Below are 18,401 nucleotides of genomic sequence, written 5' to 3' on the forward strand. Positions count from 1 at the left end.
GTTACTGGTCCTTGGAAGTAGCGGCGTCGAGGTGGGACTTGGCGATCTGTTCCAGGTGCGTCAGGTCCGAGGCGATGGTGGTGAAGGTGTAGCCCTGCTTCAGTCGCTGGTTGGCCACAGTGCCGGCAGGGGTGTGGATGCCAGCGGCGATGCCCGCGGAGGCTGCGGCCTGGGCGATGGTCTCCAGGGCGGCGTTGAATTCGGCGTCGACGGCGGGGTCCCCGGGGAAGGCACCGCCCACGGCGATGGCAAGGTCCGACGGGCCCACGTAGATGCCGTCCAGGCCAGGGGTGGCACAGATTTCCTTGACGTTGGCCAGCCCCTCCGGCGTCTCGATCATGGCGAAGACCAGGGTGGCGGCATTGGCGTCAGCCGGCTTCGGGCCGATCCGCAGGGCCGAGCGCATGGGCCCATAGGAGCGGCCGCCCAGCGGCGGGTACTTGGCTGCCGCCACGGCGGCGGCTGCGTCTGCGGCGTTGTTGATGAGCGGGACGATGACGCCCACGGCGCCGGCGTCCAGTGCCTTGCCGATCGCGGTGAAGTCGTTGGCCTCCACCCGGACCATGCCGACGGCGGTGTGCCCGGCGTCGATGGCCATCAGCCCGTTCAGGACTCCCGAGTAGCCGAGCAGGCCGTGCTGGGCGTCCAGGGCCACGTAGTCGTAACCGAGCCGGCCGATGCGTTCGGTGGCCACGGGCGCGTCCAGCACCGCCCAGTAGCCCACGGCCTGTTCACGGGCGCGGATCTTGCGGGCGAATTCGAGGGCCAGTTCGGAGGTCATCAGAGTCCTTCAGTTCAGTATCGGTTCAGCAAAGAAGTCGGTTCAGTCAGTAAGAAAAAGGTCAGCGGTTGTAGGCGGGCATGGGGCCTCGCAGCGAGGTGCCCACGGCGTCGCAGGCTTCCACGACGTCGGCCGGCAGCGGCCCGTTGGCCACGGCGGCAATGTTGGCGCGGAGCTGTTCCACCTTGGACCCGCCCAGGAGCATGGATCCCACGCCGTCCCGGTAGGCCAGCCAACGCAGGGAGAGCTCAGCCAGGGTGACGCCTGCGCCGTCCGCAATCCGGGAGAGTTCCTCAATTGCGTCGAACAGCTGCCGGTCCCAGTAGCGCTGCGTGTACATGGCGGCCAGCTTGGAATCGCCGTAGCGGCCCTCGGTGGGCTTAGCGTCGAAGCTGTGCTTGCCGGTCAGGAGCCCGCCGCCCAGCGGGTTGTAGACCATGGTGTGGACGTTGTGGGTAACGGCGAATTCGAGGTATTCCTCCTCCAGCCGGCGTGCCACCAGGTTGTACAGCTGCTGCGCGACGACGGGCCGCGGCGCCCCCACTTCACGCGCCATATGGATCACGTCGGCGATCTGCCAGGCGGCGAAGTTGGACACACCCAGCGCCCCGATCTTCCCCTCGTCAACCAGCTCGGCCACCGTGGACAGAGTGTCGGCCAGAGGGGTAACCCGGTCCGGCTGGTGCAGGTAGAACAGGTCGATGCTGTCCACACCCAACCGGCGCAGACTCCCCTCCACGCTGGCGCGCAGCCCGGCGGGCGAAAGCGGCGGGTTGGAGCCGGCATCCGCATGAGGCATGCCGGCCTTGGAAGCCAGGATGACGCCGTCGCGCTTTCCCTTCAGGAGCCGGGCCAGCATCTCCTCGGTGACCCCGCCCACGTAGGCGTTGGCGGTGTCGATGGTGGTGATGCCGGCGGCTAGTGCTTCTTCCACCATCCGGCCGGCCGTGGCCTCATCGGCGGTGTCGCCGAAGGTCATGGTCCCCAGGACCAGCCGGGAGATGGGAAGTTTCAGGCCGTCCACCTGGGCGCCTTCGGGCTGCGTGCTCATGCGTTGATTCCTTGGGGTTGCGTTCGTTGGAGAGTTAGGAGTTGGGCTAGTTCTACTGGTTCGCGAGGGCCAGGGAGCGGACAATGTGCCGCGGCTTGATGCCCGTCATGGTGGAGGGGTCCAGTGCCGCGCGGCGTAGCTTGCGGGTGTAGTCCTCCTTCGGGCTGGTCAGGACGGACGCGGTGGAGCCGAGTTCCACCAGCTTGCCCTTCTGCATCACCATGACGGTATCGCTGATTTCCTGCACCACGCCGAGGTTGTGCGAGATGAACACGTAGGTGATGCCGGTTTCGTCCTGGATGGACTTCAGCAGCCGCAGCACCTGGGCCTGCACGGAGACGTCCAGGGCGCTGGTGGCCTCGTCACAGACCAGCAGTTCGGGCTTGGACGCGAGCGCCCGGGCGATGCCGATGCGCTGGCGCTGGCCTCCGGAGAACTCCCCCGGGTGCTTCTCCAGCGAGCGGACGGGCAGGCCCACCTGGTCGATCAGCTTCGCGGCAGCCTTGTGCCGCTCCGCCTTGGACCGGACGCCCTGCAGCTTCAGCGGCTCAGCCACGATCTCCTGCGCGGTCATGTGCGGGTCCAGCGAGCCGTACGGGTCCTGGAACACCATCTGGAACTTCGAGCGCATGGGCCGCAGCTTCGCTTCGCTCATGGCCGCGATGTCCGTGCCGTCCAGTTCGATGCGCCCGCTGGTGGGGGTCACCAGCCGCATGAGCGCCTTGGCGATGGTGGACTTGCCGCAGCCGGATTCACCCACGACGGCGATCGTTTTGCCTTTGTCCACGGAGAAGGAGACGTCGTCCACGGCCCGGAAGGTGCCGCCCGGCACGTGGTAATCCACCACCAGGTTGTCGACGGCGAGGAACGGCTTCGTCATGGCTTTGCTCCGGTCTGGGTGAGGGCTGGGTCAGTGGTGGCTGAGGAGCCTCCTGCGGAGGCGGCGTGCGCGCCACCGGAAGAGGGCGTTTCGTCCCACGGCCCCAGCACGGGCACGGCGGCCAGCAGGGTGCGGGTGTACTCGGTGGCGGGGTGGTCAACGATCTGCTGGACCTCCCCGGACTCCACAAAGCTGCCGTCCTTCATCACGTGGATGCGGTCCGAGATCAGCCGAGCCACGCCGAGGTCGTGGGTGATCATCAGGATGCCGATGCCGCGCTGTTCCTGCAGTTCCAGCAGCAGGTCCAGGATGCCGCCCTGCACGGTGACGTCCAGGGCCGACGTCGGCTCATCCGCCACCAGCAGCTGCGGCTCGGAAGCCAGGGCAATCGCGATCAGCACACGCTGCAGCATGCCGCCGGAGAGCTGGTGCGGGTACTTCTTCAGCTGCTTCTCCGGGGTGGGGATGTGCACCTGCTCCAGCAGCCGGACGGCCCGGGCCTGCAGCGCATCCTTGTCCTTGGCGGACGCGGCCCCGGCGATCCGGATGGCCTCGAACAGCTGGCTGCCGATCGAATGCACCGGGCTCAGCGCCGTCATGGGGTCCTGCGGGATCAGGGCGAGGGTCTTGCCGCGCACCTTGTCGATGGCCTTGGGATCGGCGGAGATGTCGACGCCGTCAATCATCACGGTGCCGGACAGTACCGCCAGGTCCTCGGGCAGCAGGCGGAGGATGCCCATCGCCGTCGTCGATTTGCCGGAACCGGACTCGCCGATGATGGTCACCGTCTCGCCGCGGTGGATGCTGAAGCTGACGGAGTCCACGGCGCGGATGATGCCGGCGTCGGTGATCAGCTCCACCTGGAAGTCGCGGACCTCCAGCAGCGGCTGCTCGGTGAACTTAGGTGAAGCGGTCATGTCAGGCACCCTTCTTCTTGCGGCGGGGACGGTCTCGGAGGCCGTCGCCCAGCAGGTTGACGCCCACCACCATGAGCACGATGACCAGGCCGGGCAGGGTGACCATCCACCAGGAGGTGGTGATGTAGTCCTGGCCGTCGGAGATAATCCGGCCCCAGGTGGCGAAGGGCCGCTGCGGGCCGGCACCCAGGAAGGACAGCGCGGACTCGAGCAGCACGGCCTGGGCCAGCAGGAGCAGCACCACCAGGGTTGCCTGCTTGATGACGTTGGGGATGATGTGCTGGATCAGGATCTGGATCTTGTGCAGGCCCAGGATCCGGGCGGCGGAGACGTACGGCTTTTCGCGTTCCACCAGCACCATGGAGCGGGTGAGGCGGGCTACTTCGGGCCATTGGGCGATGGCGATCACGAAGGTGATCACTGGGATGGAGGGGCCGAACAGGGCCACCACCAGCAGCAGCATCATCAGCAGCGGCAGGGACATCTGGGCTTCGAGGACGCGGGAGACGATGGTGTCCACCCAGCCGCCGTAGTAGCCGGCGGCCGCGCCGAGGATCACGCCGATGGCGCCGGAGACCAGGACGGCCAGCAGGCCGATGGTCAGCGAGACCTGGCCGCCGTGCAGCACCCGGGACAGGAGGTCGCGGCCCAGCTGGTCGGTGCCGAACAGGTGCCCGTCCGTCAGCGGCGGCAGGCGGCGGGCGGAGAGGTCCTGGAAGTTAGCGTCCGGCAGCGGCAGCACCTGGGCCAGGATGATCGGGATGATCACCAGCAGGGTGCAGACGGTGCCGATGATGAGCTTCCACTGGGCGGATTTACGACGCCGGGTGGCGCCTGCCCGGGCGATGTCCGCCTTGGTGACGGCGGAGGGGCTGGGCTGCCGGGCCGGTTGCGCTGCAGCAGGTGTTGCGGTGTCGAGGCTCATGCTGTTGCCGCCTTTCCAAGACGAACACGGGGATCAAGGAGCGGGTAGGCGAGGTCGATCAGCAGCTGCACGGCCACGGCCAGGAGCGCGGTGACCAGGACGGTCGCCTGGATGAGGGGGTAGTCGCGGGTTTCGAGGGCCCGGACAATCAGGGAGCCGACGCCGGGCCAGGCGAACACCACTTCCACCACCACCACGCCGTTGAGCATCGCGGCGAACCGGGTGCCCAGGGCGGTGAAGACGGGGATGGCGGAGTTGCCCATGGCGTAGCGCCAGGTGAGCACCGAGTTCTTGACGCCGCGGGAGCGGGCCACGGTGAGGAAGGGTGCTGCCAGGTTGTTGGTCATTTCGCGCCGGACCATGCGGGAGATCAGGGCGATCTGCAGGATGGCGATGGTGATGGTGGGAAGGACCAGCCCGCCCCAGGTGGCGAAGCCGGAGGCCGGGAACAGCGGGATCAGCACGGCGAAGCCGGTGAGGAGCATAATGCCGGTCCAGAAATCGGGCATCGACTGCCCGGCGATGGTGAGCACGTTGACGCCGAATTCCTTGCCGGTGTCCGGACGGCGGGACATCCACACACCCAACGGGATGGCGACGACGGCGGTTAGCAGGATGGCGGACGTGGCCAGGGTCAGGGTGTAGGGCATCCGTTCGAAGACCACCTGCATGGCGGGGGCCTGGAAGGAGTAGGACTGGCCCAGGTTGCCGGTGAACAGCTGCTGGAGGAAGATCCAGTACTGCTCCAGCACGGGCCGGTCCAGGCCGAACTGCTCCCGCACCTTCGCGAGCTGTTCGTTGCTGGCCAGCGGGCCGGCGTAGGAGACGGCGGGATCGCCCGGGGCCATGCGGATCAGGATGAACACGGTGGACACCGTGAGGAACACGGTGAGCAGGCCCTGTCCCAGGCGCTTGAGGATGTAGTTCGTCATGGCTTAGGCCTCCAGCCGGACATCAACGAGGGGGTAGGAGTTGGTGGGTGCCAGGTTGATGTTGGACACCCGCTCCCGGTGGGCGAGGACTGACTTGGGGACGAATGCCCAGGCGCAGGGCCAGGTGTCCCACACTGCCTGCTGGGCTTCGTTGAGCAGTTCGGTCCGGCGGGCCGGGTCCGCTTCGGCGGAGGCGGCCTGGATCTTGGCGGTGACCTCGGGGATCACGTAGCCCTGGTAGGTGTCGCGGGTGGCTTCCTTTTCCGGGGTGCCGGCGTACATGCCCTGCAGCATGGTGATGGCCAGGCCCGTGGGGCTGGGGTAGCCGTTGCCGAGGAGGTCCCAGTCGCCCTGCTTGCCCTGGCGCCAGGCCAGGATGTTGCCGCCGGGTTCGAACTGCTGCAGCTCGGCCTTGACGCCAATCTTGCCGAACATCTCCACCAGGGCCTCCATCACAGAGGTGTCGGAGGCGAACTCGCCGGTTTCCCAGATGATCTTCAGGGTGAGGTCCTTGACGCCGAGCTCGGCGAGGGTGGCCTTGGCCTTCTCGGGATCGTAGACGTACTCGCCGGTCTTGTAGTAGCCGGTGAGGCTGGAGGGTGTGACGCCCTCGGCCTGGGTAACGGAGTCCACCAGCACGTCGCGGACCAGGGACTCGCCGTCGATGGCCATGCTCAGTGCCTGGCGGACGCGGGGATCGGCCAGCGGGTGGCCGGCGGGCTTGCGGAAGTTGAAGAAGATCTGGTTCAGGCGGAGGCTGGACGCTTCCTGGAGCTCGACGCCGGGGAGGCCGGCGAGCTGTTCGCTGGAGTCGGGCGTGATGGAGTCGATGACGTCCACCTCGCCGCTGCGAAGGGCAATCACTCGGCTGGATTCCTCGGGGAGGAACCGGACTTCCACGTTGTCCACCTGCGGCGCCGGACCCCAGTAGTTCTCGTTGCGGGCCAGGCTGTAGGTGCCGGCACCGCGGTTGAACTTGGTGACGAGGTACGGGCCGGTGCCCACGCCTTCCTGCAGTTCCTCCGGCTTGTTCTGCGCGGCGGGCGTAATCAGGATCATGCTCATGAGCGAGTCCAGGATGGGGATGGGCTTCTTTGACACCATCTTGAAGGTGCGGTCATCCACCGGCACCACCTCGGGGAATTCGGGGAAGAAGCCGGCCACGAAGGAGCCTTGAACCTGCTGGTACATCTTCAGTGCGGTGGCAACGTCCTCCACTTTGACGGGGCTGCCGTCCGAGTAGCGGATGCCCTCACGGAACCGGACGGTCCATTCGGTGGGGCCGGTCATCTCGAAGCGTTCGGCCAGGACCAGCACGGGCTTGGTTTCGGGGCCGATGGCGGTGAGGCCCTGGCGGACGGCGCGCTGCACGGTGACGGCGGCGTCAAACTGGTTGAGCTTGTTGTCCAGGCTGACCAGGGAGCGGTTCAGTGCCAGGGTCAGGGTGCTGGGTCCGGGAAGGCCGGTGGGGCCGGCGCAGCCAGCGAGGCTGCCGGTGCCCAGCAGAAACCCTGCGGCCGCGCCGAACTGCAGCAGGCGGCGGCGGGAAATCTCACTTCCTTGAGGAAGAACGGTCATCGTTGACCTCTCGGTAGATCGGGGGACGGCTGCCGGCCGGAGTGGCTGCGCCGAATGTTGTGTCCATCACTTTGCCACTCCTGCGCAAATTGCGCAACCCCTCTAGCGTGATTCGCGCAACCGTGTCATGATGATGGGGAGCTTCCCGCTACATGGCGGGAATCCAACCGACTACGGACGAGAGGAGCAACGTGGCTTCCGTATTTGTGCAGGCCGACGATTTCTCCGGCGCCGCCGAGGTCGGCTACTGCTTTGTCCGGCACGGGCTCTCCTCGCAGGTTCTGCTGGGCACAGGTACTACTTCGGGAACGCACGACGGCGAGACCTCCTTCGTAAGGCCCGCTTCCGACGTTGTGGTCGCCGATACGCATTCGCGCGGGCTTCCCGAGTCAGCCGCCCAGGCGCTGGTGAAGGAAGCCTTTTCCGCCCCCGAAGCCTGGGGTGCGCAGGTGATGTTCAAGAAGATGGACTCCCTGTGGCGGGGGAACGTGCGCGCCGAAGTGGTTGCCCTGACAAGCCTTGGTTTCCATGCTGTAGTTGCAGGCGCACTCCCCGAGCTGCAGCGCTCCGTCGTGGACGGGCGGCCGCTGGTGGCCGGCACTCCCCTGGCGGAGACGGACCTGTGGCGGGCAGAGCTTTCGGCCCCGCCCGCCGACATTCCGTCGCTGCTGCGCCCGGAAGATCCGGCCTCGGTGCGGACCCTGAACCTGGCCGGGGTCCGGTCCGGTTCGCTTCCCTCCAAACTGGCAGCAGCGCTGGCATCTGACCGGCCTCAGCTGGTGGCGACCGACGGCGAAACCGTGCAGGACCTGGAGCAGGTGGTGGACGCCCTGCTGGAACTGGACTTCCAGGCTGGCGACCGCCGCATCGTGCTCGTGGGTACGGGCGGAACCGCAGATGTCCTCGCGCAGCGCCTGACTGCGCAAGTTGCGCGAAATGCGCAACGTGTGACACCGACGGACGCAAGCACAGCGGAACCGCATGAAACCGCGAGGCCGGTGCTCGCCGTCGTCGGCTCCGCTTCCACAACTGCGCAGGCGCAGTTGGCCCAGCTGGAAGCCTGCGGCTTCGAAGTCATCAGGCTGCACCCGCAGTACGCCGGCGCCTCTGGTGCGTACGGTCCGCAGCTGCAAGAAGCAAGGGTGGCGCTGGGTGCGGGCACCGACGTGGCTGTCACCCTGGCGGCAGGAAAAGTGGATCCGGCACGCGCCGCCAGCATCGTGCAGGCGCTGTCCTCCTTCGCCGCCAAGGCAGCAAAGGGACTGGAAGCAGACCTGATCCTCACCGGCGGTGAGACCGCCCGGGAAGTCCTGGACGCCGTCGGGCACCAGAGCCTGGTGCCGCTCGCAGCCGTTCAGCACGGGGCGGTGCTCAGCCGCGCCGATGACGGGACGCTGGTAGGCACCAAGCCCGGCAGCTTCGGCGATGACCTGGCCCTCCTACAGCTTTACGACGAAATCCGGGAGCGCCGCGGCCGATCCGCGCAAGCTCCCACCAGCAACCTTCCCAGCAAGACTTCCGAACAATCTGGAGTACTCATGACAACCGAAGCAAGCAAGACCGAGCAGACCGCCCTCCCCTACGTGGCCGTGACCATGGGCGACGGCGCCGGGGTGGGGCCGGAGGTGGTGGTGGCCGCCGTGCTGGATCCGCAGAGCAACGCCGAGTGCCGGCCCGTGGTGATCGGCGACGCGCTGCGCCTGCGCCAGGCCGCGGACGTCCTGGGGATCGAGGCGGACATCCAGAGCATCGAAAACGTGGAGGACGCGGTGTTCGCGCCGGGCCGGGTGAACGTGATCGACCTGGCGCTGCTGCCGGAGGACCTGCCGTGGGGCCAGCTCTCCCCTGTGGCCGGGCACGCCGCGTACGAGTACATCCGGGTGGCCAGCGAGCTGGCGATGGCCGGGAAGGTGCAGGCCATCTGCACCGCGCCGCTGAACAAGGAGGCGCTGCACTCCGCCGGGCACATCTTCCCCGGGCACACCGAGCTGCTGGCGCACCTGACGGGCACGGAGGAAGTGTCCATGATGCTCTCCACGCCCAAGATCCGGGTGATCCACGTGACCACGCACATCGGTCTGATGGATGCCATCCGCAAGATCAACCCGGACCTGGTGGAGCGCACCATCCTCCGAGGCCACGAGGCGCTGGTCCGCGCGGGCATCCCCAACCCGAAGATCGGCGTCTGCGCCATCAACCCGCACGCCGGCGAGAACGGCCTATTCGGCCAGGGTGAGGAAGCGGAAAAGATCGAGCCCGGCGTGAAGGCGGCGCAGGCTGCCGGGATCAACGCGGTGGGGCCGCTGCCGGCGGACACGCTGTTCTTCCTGGCCGGCCGGGGCGATTACGACCTGGTGGTGGCCATGTACCACGACCAGGGCCACGGGCCGGTGAAGGTGCTGGGCATCGAGGCCGGCGTGAACATCACGGTGGGCCTGCCGGTGATCCGCACGTCCGTGGACCACGGCACCGCTTTCGACATTGCCGGCAAGGCGATCGCCGATTCCCGGTCCATGGTGGAGGCGCTGCACCAGGCAGCGGAGATGGCCACCCGGCCCTCCGTCGCCGTGTAGGCGTTGCTGCGGGGACTGGGCGGGGGCCGGAACTAGCATGGTTACCACTGCCACGGGAAGGAGACCGGGAATGCTCAGCGCAAACGCGCGGCGCGAGGAGATCTATCACCTTGCCGTTACCACGGGTCTGGCATCCGTGGAGGAACTCTCGGCCCGGTTTGAAGTGACGGCGTCCACCATCCGCCGCGACCTGGCTTTGCTGAACGGCCAGGGCCGGCTGGCCCGCACCTACGGCGGGGCCATGGCCCTGGGCGCGCACCCGGAGGCGTCGCTGAGGCAGCGCACCGGCGAGGCGTTCGAGCAGAAGCACGCGATCGCCCGCTGGGCGGCGGCCGTGATCCGGCCCGGGGAGAACATCCTGCTCGACGCCGGCTCCACCGCAGGCGCTTTGGCCCACGAACTGCGCGGGTTTGAGAAGCTCTCCGTGACCACGCCGGGCATCAACACTTTGCAGGAACTTGCCGATTCCGAGGGCATCGAGGTGGACTGCCTGGGCGGCCGGCTGCGGAGTGTCTCGCAGAGCTTTGTGGGACCCCTGGCCGAAGCGGCGCTGGAGCGGATGAGCTTTGATCGGGTGTTCCTGGGTGCCGACGCCGTGACCGCCGAGGACGGCATCTGCGAAGCCGACCACGCCCAGACCCGGCTCAAGGAACTCATGGCCCGGCGCGGCCGGGAGGTCTACGTGCTGGCGGACTCTTCGAAGCTCGGCCTCCGGCCGTTCCATGCCTGGGCCCGGCTGGCACTCCCTTGGACTTTGGTGACGGACGACGGCGCCGACCCCGGGCAGGTGCAGAAGTTCCGGGACGCCGGGGTTACGGTTGAGGTGGCTGCGGTCGGAGGATGACCGGCTCACCCTCACCGATCGGCCAGCAGTTGCGCTCTACTCTCCTGATCTGGCGAAAACGGTAAATCCATCGGAGCTGCCAATGCTGGAGAAGTGAAGGTCACGCGCCGGCGTCGAGACCCCGCCAGAAGGCCCGCACGCGTTCGTTCCAGCGGTCTGGAACCTCTTGGAATGGCTGGTGCGCTTCGCCTTCCATAACTTCGAATACCGCGCCGGGAATCTTGTCCGCCACGGCACGGCAGAGCTCGGGACGGGTAATGACATCGATGCCGCCTGCCAGCACCAGCGTGGGGACGTTCAATTGGGGAAGCCGTTCGCTCGTGTCGTGATCGATCAAGGCATCGATAAAAGCTTCCACATCCTCGCTTCTCTGCTTGTGCGGGAACGCGAACACCTCCTCAATGACCTGGTTCACCGTGCCGTCGTTGTGCGCACGCGGTGTGTAAACGCTGAGGAAAAGCCCTTCGAGAAATAACCGCTCGCTGGACGCCTCCCGTACCAGCGACTTCATGAAGTGTGACCAGGTTTTGAGGTATGGATCCATGGCCGTCCATGTGCTCTGCAGAACCAGGCTTCGGACGAGTCCGGGGTGACGCAGGGCCAACTCCTGGGCAATGACGCTTCCGCCGGAAAAACCGGCCACGTGGGCAGAACCGATGCCGAGCGCCCTGAGGACTTCGGCTGCATCGTCCGCCAGCACATCAACGGACAGCACGCCATCCGGATTGGCGGTGCGGCCCGCGCCCCGGTTGTCGAAGGCAGTGAGCCGGTAGTCCCCAGACAAACCATCCAACTGGAACTGCCACGACTCGACCGTATCTCCGAGGCCGCCGATCAGCAGTACATCCGGCCCTTTGCCCATTTGCTCCGTCCAGATGGCCACGTCCCCACTTTGTACGTGCGCTCCCATGGCTTTGTCTTCCTCTCGCCACGCTATTTTCTGTCACTTCAGCAGGCCGGGCCGGAGCACCGGCGCTGGGGTTCAAGTCTGTGCTGCCGGCGTCCGTGGGCGCAACGGCTGATGATGGAGTTCGCGAACCACCAGTGCTTGTCCAACAAACGGGTAGCACTTGCTAGGCTGGAATCCCCGGACCAACCACCACCAAGCGAGGCATAACGTGCACCAGGACGCCGCCCGGTTCCTGTCCCAGCCGGTGGCCGCCCAGCCCGGCGCACCCCTGCGCGTCGCGGTGTACTCGCGGATCGCCGAAGCCATCCGCAACGGCCTCCTCACCCCCGGCTCCATGATCCCCACCGAAACCGAACTCGGCACGGACATGAAAGTCAGCCGCACCGTGGTCCGCGAAGCCCTCATGCTGCTCGAGGAGGACGGCCTCATCAGGGCGCGGCGCGGCGTCGGGCGCTTCGTCTCGGACACGCTCCCCCGCATCGGCATCGAGCGCATCCAGCCGTTCGAGGACGTCCTCGGCAGCCCCGGACAGCAGGCGGAGGTCAAACGCACCCAGGTGGTCCGGCAAGCTGCCTCCGAATTCGTCGCCCCCGGCATCGGCGTCGAGCCCGGCAGTGACTGCTGGCTTTGGGAATCCGTCCTGATCCGCGACGGCGAGGCTATCGCCCACCTGCAGGAAAACGTCACCGCCCAGCCGGTCAGCTTCGGCAAGGGCGCCGCCGCGCCACTCGAAATAGAGGACGACGGCGGCACCACCCTGCTTGCCGCGCTCAACAAACAGCTGGGCAGGCTGGCCGGGCCGGGCGAGTGCCAGATCAGCCTCAGCCAGGTGGGACCCAGCCGGGCGAAGCTGCTGGATCTGCGCCCGTCCGACTCGGTGCTGGTCCTGACCCAGTACGTCCGGAACGGCAGCCATCCCTTCTACCTGGCCAAATGCCTGGTCGCGGCACGCGCCGGTCACCTCTCGGTGATGCAGCAGTTCCAGTCCTAGGACCGGGCCTCCTGATCAGCAGCGATGGACTCGGCGATCTGCTTGATCGTGGCGAGCGTTACCGGGATGCCGTGGAGCGCCTGCTGGGTGCGGTCAGTGATCTGCTCGGGGGCCTTGTCACCGAACTTCTCCTCGAACATGGCTATCCGGTCCGGCAGGAATTCCCACGACTCGGTCAGCGTCGTCCCGGTATCAGCCGGAGCCATGGTGAAGCTCCAGCGGACGAACTTGCCGCCCACCACCCAGGCGAACTCGCGGCCGCGCTCCGCGGCCACCACCTGCGACCGCGTCTCCCAGGTCCGGTGGGGCAGTTCGTTGCGGCCCGTGAACCAGGCACCGACTTGGCCGGCGCTGTTCTCGTCGTCCCACCAGCATGCTCTACAGACCGGGCTCCACTCGCCGGTTCGGGCGATGTCCGAGACCAAGTCGTAGACCGTCTCGGCAGATGCCCGGACCGTAACGGACTCCTCGTATTGGCGGGTGCTGCTCTGGTTCATGGGTCCATCCTTACTGGGAGTCACTTCTTCTGCCGCCGGCTGCCGCCGTGCCAGTCCTCCTGCCGGCCGACCGTACCGTCGGTGACTCCAAAGGCGGGTAGCTGCGGCTGCTCACGCAGGCTTCGCTTAAGCTCGGCGAAACCAGGGAAGCGTGCCAGCCCCACCACGTGGTCCCACAGCTCGGCGGCCGACTCTTCGTCTGGCAGCCGGCTGATCACCGGCCCGAAGAAGGCCACCCCGGTTGGCGGCTCGAAATGGATGATGGGCGTGCCCATGTCCTTCCCCGTCAGCCCAAGCGCTTCATCCGTCTCCTGCCGGATCTCCTGGTCCCAGGACTCGTCGTCCAGGGCTCCCGCCAGCGACAGGGGCAAGCCGGCCTCGGCGAGGATCGGCTCAACGAACTCGCGCGTCCCGCGCTGCTCACGCACCTCACCTGCGGTGAGCTGGTTTCCCGTGTCGGGGGCAACTTCGAAGATGTGCGTCCCGAACGCCTCATACAAACGGGTGATCGACTCGCGGCCATGCTCCGCCCGTGCCCGGGCCGCCACCCGCAGCAGCCGGAGCCCGGCCGTGTGCCCGGCCTCGTACTCAGGCGGGAAATGGGCGTCATAGTCGACGCTGGCGTTGATGAGCCGCAACGAGATGAACCGCCAGTCCACGGTGTACCCGCGCTGCGCCTGCACCTGCCGCACCCACTTGCTGGTCATCCAGGCAAAGGGGCAGACCGGATCGAAATAGAAGTTGATGTCGGCATTCACCCGTCCACCTTTACACCGGTCAGTGATGCACGCCTAACTGGTTCCGGACACCCTGGCGGGCAGCGGCTGCGGGGACCTCTTTGGCTGGCAGCAGCACCGAGAGCCCGTTGATAGCAGTGAGGAAAAACCCATGTCTCCGCTGGCCTTACACGGCTGGCAGCTTCCTCCGTGCATCCATAACGTCCGTCAAAGTAGAACGAGCGAGCACCCAGTCCCTCGCAGTCGGGCTTATCCATCCGGCAATCTCCGCACTTGTTCGCAAGTCCCCTGTCAGGTCGCGTCTATGGATGGGCTCGTGATGTGCCGCCCGGTTGCGCAAGAAGTGGAGGTTCTTGAGCGACTTCTCAGTAAGGACTCGGCGGCCCCGCGGATCTGCCGGGCCGTTGGGGAAGGCGTACTGAGCGGCGGGAATCCAGAGCGCCGTCAGATACCTGGACGCTACCAGGTAGCGCCAGAATCCCAGAGATAATTCAGCGATGACCTTCCCGTGAGTGGGGGTGCCATTACGTTGCGATGCCCGTCGTCGCGCTTCGGCGATATCTTTCCGCGCCCGGTCGCCAAGTACCGGAAGATCGAGCCAATCCGTTCCCGGCCGTTTGCTTGCCGACCAAGTAGTCAACTGCCGGTCGAGCGCGTTCCTGACTAACACCTCGACCATGCCCACGGTGTGCATGGTCGCCGCTGAGGCGGACATGTTCCATTCGTATAGTGCGAAGGCCCCAAGGAGGTCCCCGGCTGAAGCCTGGAAGTATGAGCCCATGCGCTCGGCGGTAAGGAGTTCGCGGAGCTCCTCATATTCACGAGCCGTGCCGAAGTTGCGATCCCCCATGCCCTTACCTATAGTTACTTACGAAGACCCCGGAACGATCACTGGTTAGCCATATCGCCGGGGTTACGTCTTTTAACTCCATGGCGGGTTAGGCTCATCGGTGCTTTTTGCCGGTTTATCCACCGATGAGCCTAACCCGCCATGGACGGATTTTCCTGCTGCGGCGCGCCGCGGTATGAACCCACATGGTGCTGATCGCGTATTCGGTTATCGGCTCGCAGAACTAACTTCTAAGTCCTCCACCGCGGAGTTTTTGAGAAAATATGCAGGGTTGGGCGGCATGGAGCCTGCATATCTGGACAAAAACTCTCGATGGTGGGTGGGTTCGAGAGGCTTGGGCTCGACGGCGTCAGCTCCCGGTGGGCACAGGCTCAACCACCGGGGTCAGCAGCGTCTCCACCAGGTGCGGGGCGAAGTCCTCCTCGAGCGAGAGGACCACCCGGCACCGCGCGCCCTTCACCTCCGGGTACCCCGCGTACAACCCGCGCATGTCGCATACGGTCTGCCCGCGGCTGGGCCCGGAAGAGGTGTCGACGGCGGCACGCACCACGGGTGCCAAAGCGGGCTGAACAGCGCCAACAGCGAGCGCCGCCGCCAGCGGATCGTGCATGGCGGAGCAGGGCCGGCCGTAGATGCCCTCGTAGAACCGGAAGTAGTAGCCCAGCATCTCCCCCAGCGCCCGCGGCACCGCCCCCGCAGAAGAAAGCAGAGTCTGCCGGTGTGACTCCTCCAGCACAGACGCCATGGTCACGTCCAGCGGCACCAGGGTCACGTCCCAGTCGGCGGCCAGCACCAGGGCGGCGGCCTCGGGGTCGTGCCAGGTGTTCGCCTCGGCCACCGGTGTGATGTTCCCCGGCGCCAGCGCGGCCCCGCCCATCACGGTCACCGACTCCACCAAAGACGGCAGCGCAGGCTCCAGCCGCAACGCCTCGGCGATATTGGTCAGCGGCCCGATCGCCACCACCCGCAAAGCACCGGGATAAGAATGAGCCAACCGCACCAGCATCTCGGCCGCGGACTCCCCCACAACAGCAGCGGCAGAAGGCTCAAGGGAGACCTCCCCGATCCCGTTATCCCCGTGCACCCACGGTGACCCGCCGCCAAAGGAACCGGCCCGCGGATCATGGGCACCAACAGCCACCGGCACATCAGCAGACCCGGCCAAAGCCAGCAGGTCCAGGGTGTTGCGTGCACCGACGGCGGCACTGACGTTGCCGCTGACGGCCCCGATCCCCACCAGGTCGGCGGCGGGGGCGGCGAGCAGGTAGGCCAGGGCGAGGGCGTCGTCGATGCCGGTGTCGCAGTCCAGGTAAACGGGGGCAGTCATAATAGATTCCTTCGAAACAGATAGCGGGGTTAGACCGTCTCGCCCTTGGGGGCGGCGACGAAGAGGCTGACGATGAACGCGGCGGCGGTGATGCCCACCGAGATCCAGAGGGCGGTGGCGTACCCGGCGGCCGTGGCCTGCGCGGCGAACGGCGCCACGAGCACGACGCCGAGGCTCGCCCCGATCCCGAACGACGCACCGTTGATGCCGGGCAAGGCAGCCGGCGCCTCCTTCGGCGACAAAAGCACCGAGAGCCCGTTGATGGCGGTCAGGAAGAAACCGTTGTAGAAAATGCCCAGGCAGGCAACGGCGATGAACACCGCCACGGGGCTGGAAGAAAACAGCGCGGTCGCCACTGCACACACCAGGCTCAGCGACGTCCCCAGCCGCAACGTACGCACCCATCCGCGCCGGTCAGCCAGCCACCCCGCCAAAGGTGCGGCGAAGACGCCAATCAGCGCGGCGGGGGTGAGGAACAGCAGCGCCGAGACGGAGGCGGAAAGCCCGAAGCCGCCGTCGGGGTCCTGGCTCAGCAGCACCACGGTGAAGTTGATGACCGCGAAGATGCCGGCGAGGGTGAGGACGGTGGTGGCGATGACCGGCCAGACCTGGCGGGAGCGCAGGTGATGCACGGCGATGAGCGGGTGGCTGCGGCGCTTCTCGATGAACCAGAATCCCGCAAATGACAAAACGGTGCCGGCCAGCAGGGCCAGGGCGGTGGGCGACGTCCAGCCGGCGGCCGCACCGTCGGACACGAAGTACGTCAGGAACACCAGGAACAGCGAGAGGGAGCCGGCGCCCCACCAGTCCATGGCGCCGCGCACCCCACCAGGCCGTCCGGCGGGCACCAGGCGGAAAATACAAAAAGCGGCAATGGCGGTGAGGACAAGCACGACGACGAAGATGGACCGGAAGCCGAGGGTCTCGGCCATGAGCCCGCCCACGTAGCCGTCCACGCCGCCCACTCCCCCGTTGATGGCGGCGATGATGCCCACGGAGGTGCCGAAGACCTTTGCCTGCAGGTTCTCGCTGAGGACGATGTAGGCCAGGGCGAAGACCGCGCTGGAGACGCCCTGCAGAAAACGGCCGGTGATGAGCAGTTCCAGCGTGGGCGCGGTGATGCAGAGAATTGTGCCGGCGCCCATGATGCCGAGAACCAGCAGCAGGGCGGCGCGGCGGCCGATGAAGTCGCTCCACCGGCCGATCACGGGCCCGGCGATGGCGCCGGCCAGGAAGAACATGGACTGGACCGGGGCGCAGAGTTTTGTGGGGCCGCTGGCCGAGGCGGCGCTGGAGCGGATGAGCTTTGACCGGGTGTTCCTGGGCGCCGACGCCGTCACCGCCGAGGATGGCATCTGCGAGGCCGACCACGCCCAGACCCGGCTCAAGGAGCTCACGGCAAGGCGCGGCCGGTCCATTTGTTGTTTTGGCCGATTCTTCAAAGCCTTGGGCTGTGCGATCGCTTCATGCCTGGGCCCGCCCGGCGCTGCCGGCGTTGGTGACAGACGACGGCGCCGACCCCGCCCAAGTGCAGAAGTTCCGGGATGCAGGGTCCAGGTTGAAGTGGCCGCGGTTTCCGGCTAAGTCCCGCTGGGTAGGCTACGTCTACAACGAACGAAACCACTGAACGATATGGAGACAGGCATGCACGCCGTGCTCGAATACACTTACGCCGACAACTACCTCGAAAGCCGCGAACAGTACGGGCAGACCACCTGAGGGCGGGGTGGGAAGCAGTCGAACGCGGCGAGCTCCTGCTGGGCAGGGCAGTTGGCGAAGGACCCTTCAAAGTTTGCTGATCTTCACCGGCGAAAAGGCACTTGAGGCGGCAAAAGCCTTTGCAGCCGCCGCCCCCTATGTCACCGCTGGCGTCGTGACGTCGTGGATCGGCTGCCCCCTGGACAACGGTGGTGGGACACGGGGCAGCCACACCCGTCCGCCCCTAAGCTCCCACTGGTACTCGAGCTCAACCGAAGGATTGGGCCGCTGAGCGGGCCCACGGCGGGGAAGCTCTGGGGCCATTCGGCAAAGTCCAGCGCGAGCGCATCCGCACCAGGGGCCGCGACAACCTGCACGGAGAGGGGCAGCCCCTCGGCTGACACCGCCCCCGGCAGCGAAACAACAGGTGCGCCGAGCTCGGTCACGGCCCGGCACTGGCCCATGATGTCCCAGCCGAAAATGGACTGGCCGTCAATGTCCAGCTTCCCGGCCACGTCGCAGGCAGGAACGACGGCTACCGGCAGGAGCACGATGTCAGCGGTACTGAAGATGGCCAGGTTCCGCCGTCTTGCTTGTTCGGATTCGGCAACAGCCGTGGCGAGGCTAGCTGTGTCAAGGTGCATGGAGCGCTGGATTGCCTCAAGATTCGCGGGGAGGATCAAGTGCTCACCGCCGGCGACAGCCGGCATGATGGATCATTGGATCAAGAGGGCGAAGCCGGTCATAGGCAGCCAGCGATGCCGCAAACAGATCCGGTTTGCGCGTCATTGCCCGGACATCCCACGCGATCTGCTCCGCCAAGGAAGCGATCATTGCTGACACTTCGCCCCCTACCGGCCCCAGTGCCGAACCGTCACTCCACGCCACCGCGACAGTGTTCGGGGCCGCC

16 protein-coding genes and 3 pseudogenes are annotated in these 18,401 nt (G+C 66.7%); 5 read left to right on the plus strand and 14 right to left on the minus strand.

Annotation, left to right across the window (positions count from 1 at the left end; all coding sequences use genetic code 11):
• Position 1: 1 nt before the first annotated feature.
• From AC5RU7_RS12150 to AC5RU7_RS12180, 7 genes are all read right to left on the minus strand, one after another.
• Positions 2-781, minus strand: coding sequence for an HpcH/HpaI aldolase family protein (locus tag AC5RU7_RS12150; RefSeq protein ID WP_494052434.1), 780 nt, complete (start codon positions 779-781; stop codon positions 2-4).
• A 61-nt stretch (positions 782-842) separates the two neighbouring features.
• Positions 843-1,832, minus strand: coding sequence for an aldo/keto reductase (locus tag AC5RU7_RS12155; RefSeq protein WP_494052435.1), 990 nt, complete (start codon positions 1,830-1,832; stop codon positions 843-845).
• Positions 1,833-1,884: 52 nt separating this feature from the next.
• The gene (locus tag AC5RU7_RS12160) at positions 1,885-2,712 is read right to left on the minus strand and encodes an ATP-binding cassette domain-containing protein (RefSeq protein ID WP_494052436.1); all 828 of its coding nucleotides are present in this window, start codon (positions 2,710-2,712) and stop codon (positions 1,885-1,887) included.
• Complete coding sequence (locus AC5RU7_RS12165) at positions 2,709-3,629, minus strand: ABC transporter ATP-binding protein (protein WP_494052437.1); 921 nt, start codon at positions 3,627-3,629, stop codon at positions 2,709-2,711. The genes AC5RU7_RS12160 and AC5RU7_RS12165 overlap by 4 nt, the downstream gene beginning before the upstream one ends.
• A 1-nt stretch (position 3,630) precedes the next feature.
• Positions 3,631-4,554, minus strand: coding sequence for an ABC transporter permease (locus tag AC5RU7_RS12170; RefSeq protein ID WP_494052438.1), 924 nt, complete (start codon positions 4,552-4,554; stop codon positions 3,631-3,633).
• Entirely contained in the window at positions 4,551-5,486 is a 936-nt protein-coding gene (locus tag AC5RU7_RS12175) for an ABC transporter permease (protein ID WP_494052439.1), read from the minus strand. Before AC5RU7_RS12175 ends, AC5RU7_RS12170 begins: the two co-directional genes overlap by 4 nt.
• Before the next feature lie 3 nt (positions 5,487-5,489).
• Positions 5,490-7,064 (minus strand): ABC transporter substrate-binding protein, encoded by a 1,575-nt coding sequence (locus AC5RU7_RS12180; protein WP_494052440.1) that lies wholly within the window; start codon positions 7,062-7,064, stop codon positions 5,490-5,492.
• A 191-nt stretch (positions 7,065-7,255) separates the two neighbouring features.
• Here AC5RU7_RS12180 and pdxA point away from each other — a divergent pair, with 191 nt between their 5' ends.
• Positions 7,256-9,637, plus strand: a complete 2,382-nt coding sequence (gene pdxA, locus AC5RU7_RS12185) for a 4-hydroxythreonine-4-phosphate dehydrogenase PdxA (RefSeq protein ID WP_494052441.1) — start codon at positions 7,256-7,258, stop codon at positions 9,635-9,637.
• Positions 9,638-9,707: 70 nt separating this feature from the next.
• Complete coding sequence (locus AC5RU7_RS12190; protein WP_494052442.1) at positions 9,708-10,481, plus strand: DeoR/GlpR family DNA-binding transcription regulator; 774 nt, start codon at positions 9,708-9,710, stop codon at positions 10,479-10,481.
• A gap of 100 nt (positions 10,482-10,581) precedes the next feature.
• Here the strand turns inward: AC5RU7_RS12190 and AC5RU7_RS12195 are convergent, their stop codons facing one another.
• Positions 10,582-11,364 (minus strand): alpha/beta fold hydrolase, encoded by a 783-nt coding sequence (locus tag AC5RU7_RS12195; protein WP_494052443.1) that lies wholly within the window; start codon positions 11,362-11,364, stop codon positions 10,582-10,584.
• Between the two features lie 235 nt (positions 11,365-11,599).
• Here AC5RU7_RS12195 and AC5RU7_RS12200 point away from each other — a divergent pair, with 235 nt between their 5' ends.
• Complete coding sequence (locus AC5RU7_RS12200) at positions 11,600-12,382, plus strand: GntR family transcriptional regulator (protein ID WP_494052444.1); 783 nt, start codon at positions 11,600-11,602, stop codon at positions 12,380-12,382.
• On the opposite strand, the gene AC5RU7_RS12205 is transcribed toward AC5RU7_RS12200, so the two are convergent.
• The 5 genes and pseudogenes from AC5RU7_RS12205 to AC5RU7_RS12225 form a co-directional block, all read right to left on the minus strand.
• Positions 12,379-12,879 (minus strand): SRPBCC family protein, encoded by a 501-nt coding sequence (locus AC5RU7_RS12205; RefSeq protein WP_494052445.1) that lies wholly within the window; start codon positions 12,877-12,879, stop codon positions 12,379-12,381. The genes AC5RU7_RS12200 and AC5RU7_RS12205 overlap by 4 nt on opposite strands.
• 20 nt (positions 12,880-12,899) lie before the next feature.
• Positions 12,900-13,637 carry a mycothiol-dependent nitroreductase Rv2466c family protein gene (locus AC5RU7_RS12210; RefSeq protein ID WP_494052446.1) on the minus strand — a complete coding sequence of 246 codons (738 nt, stop codon included), beginning with the start codon at positions 13,635-13,637 and terminating at the stop codon, positions 12,900-12,902.
• A gap of 145 nt (positions 13,638-13,782) precedes the next feature.
• Positions 13,783-14,466: a hypothetical protein gene (locus AC5RU7_RS12215; protein ID WP_494052447.1), complete on the minus strand. Its 684-nt coding sequence runs from the start codon at positions 14,464-14,466 to the stop codon at positions 13,783-13,785.
• Between the two features lie 349 nt (positions 14,467-14,815).
• Complete coding sequence (locus tag AC5RU7_RS12220; protein ID WP_494052448.1) at positions 14,816-15,793, minus strand: nucleoside hydrolase; 978 nt, start codon at positions 15,791-15,793, stop codon at positions 14,816-14,818.
• 29 nt (positions 15,794-15,822) lie between these two features.
• Positions 15,823-17,052: pseudogene (locus AC5RU7_RS12225) on the minus strand (MFS transporter); the annotation flags it as partial.
• On the opposite strand from AC5RU7_RS12225, the gene AC5RU7_RS12230 reads away from it, so the two are divergent.
• Complete coding sequence (locus tag AC5RU7_RS12230) at positions 17,033-17,377, plus strand: hypothetical protein (RefSeq protein WP_494052521.1); 345 nt, start codon at positions 17,033-17,035, stop codon at positions 17,375-17,377. The pseudogene AC5RU7_RS12225 and the gene AC5RU7_RS12230 overlap by 20 nt on opposite strands.
• A gap of 60 nt (positions 17,378-17,437) precedes the next feature.
• Positions 17,438-17,739: pseudogene (locus AC5RU7_RS12235) on the plus strand (YciI-like protein).
• A gap of 153 nt (positions 17,740-17,892) precedes the next feature.
• Here the strand turns inward: AC5RU7_RS12235 and AC5RU7_RS12240 are convergent.
• Positions 17,893-18,201, minus strand: a pseudogene (locus AC5RU7_RS12240) (amidase); the annotation flags it as partial.
• Between the last annotated feature and the right edge of the window lie 200 nt (positions 18,202-18,401).

Source organism: Arthrobacter sp. K410C (assembly GCF_059090105.1).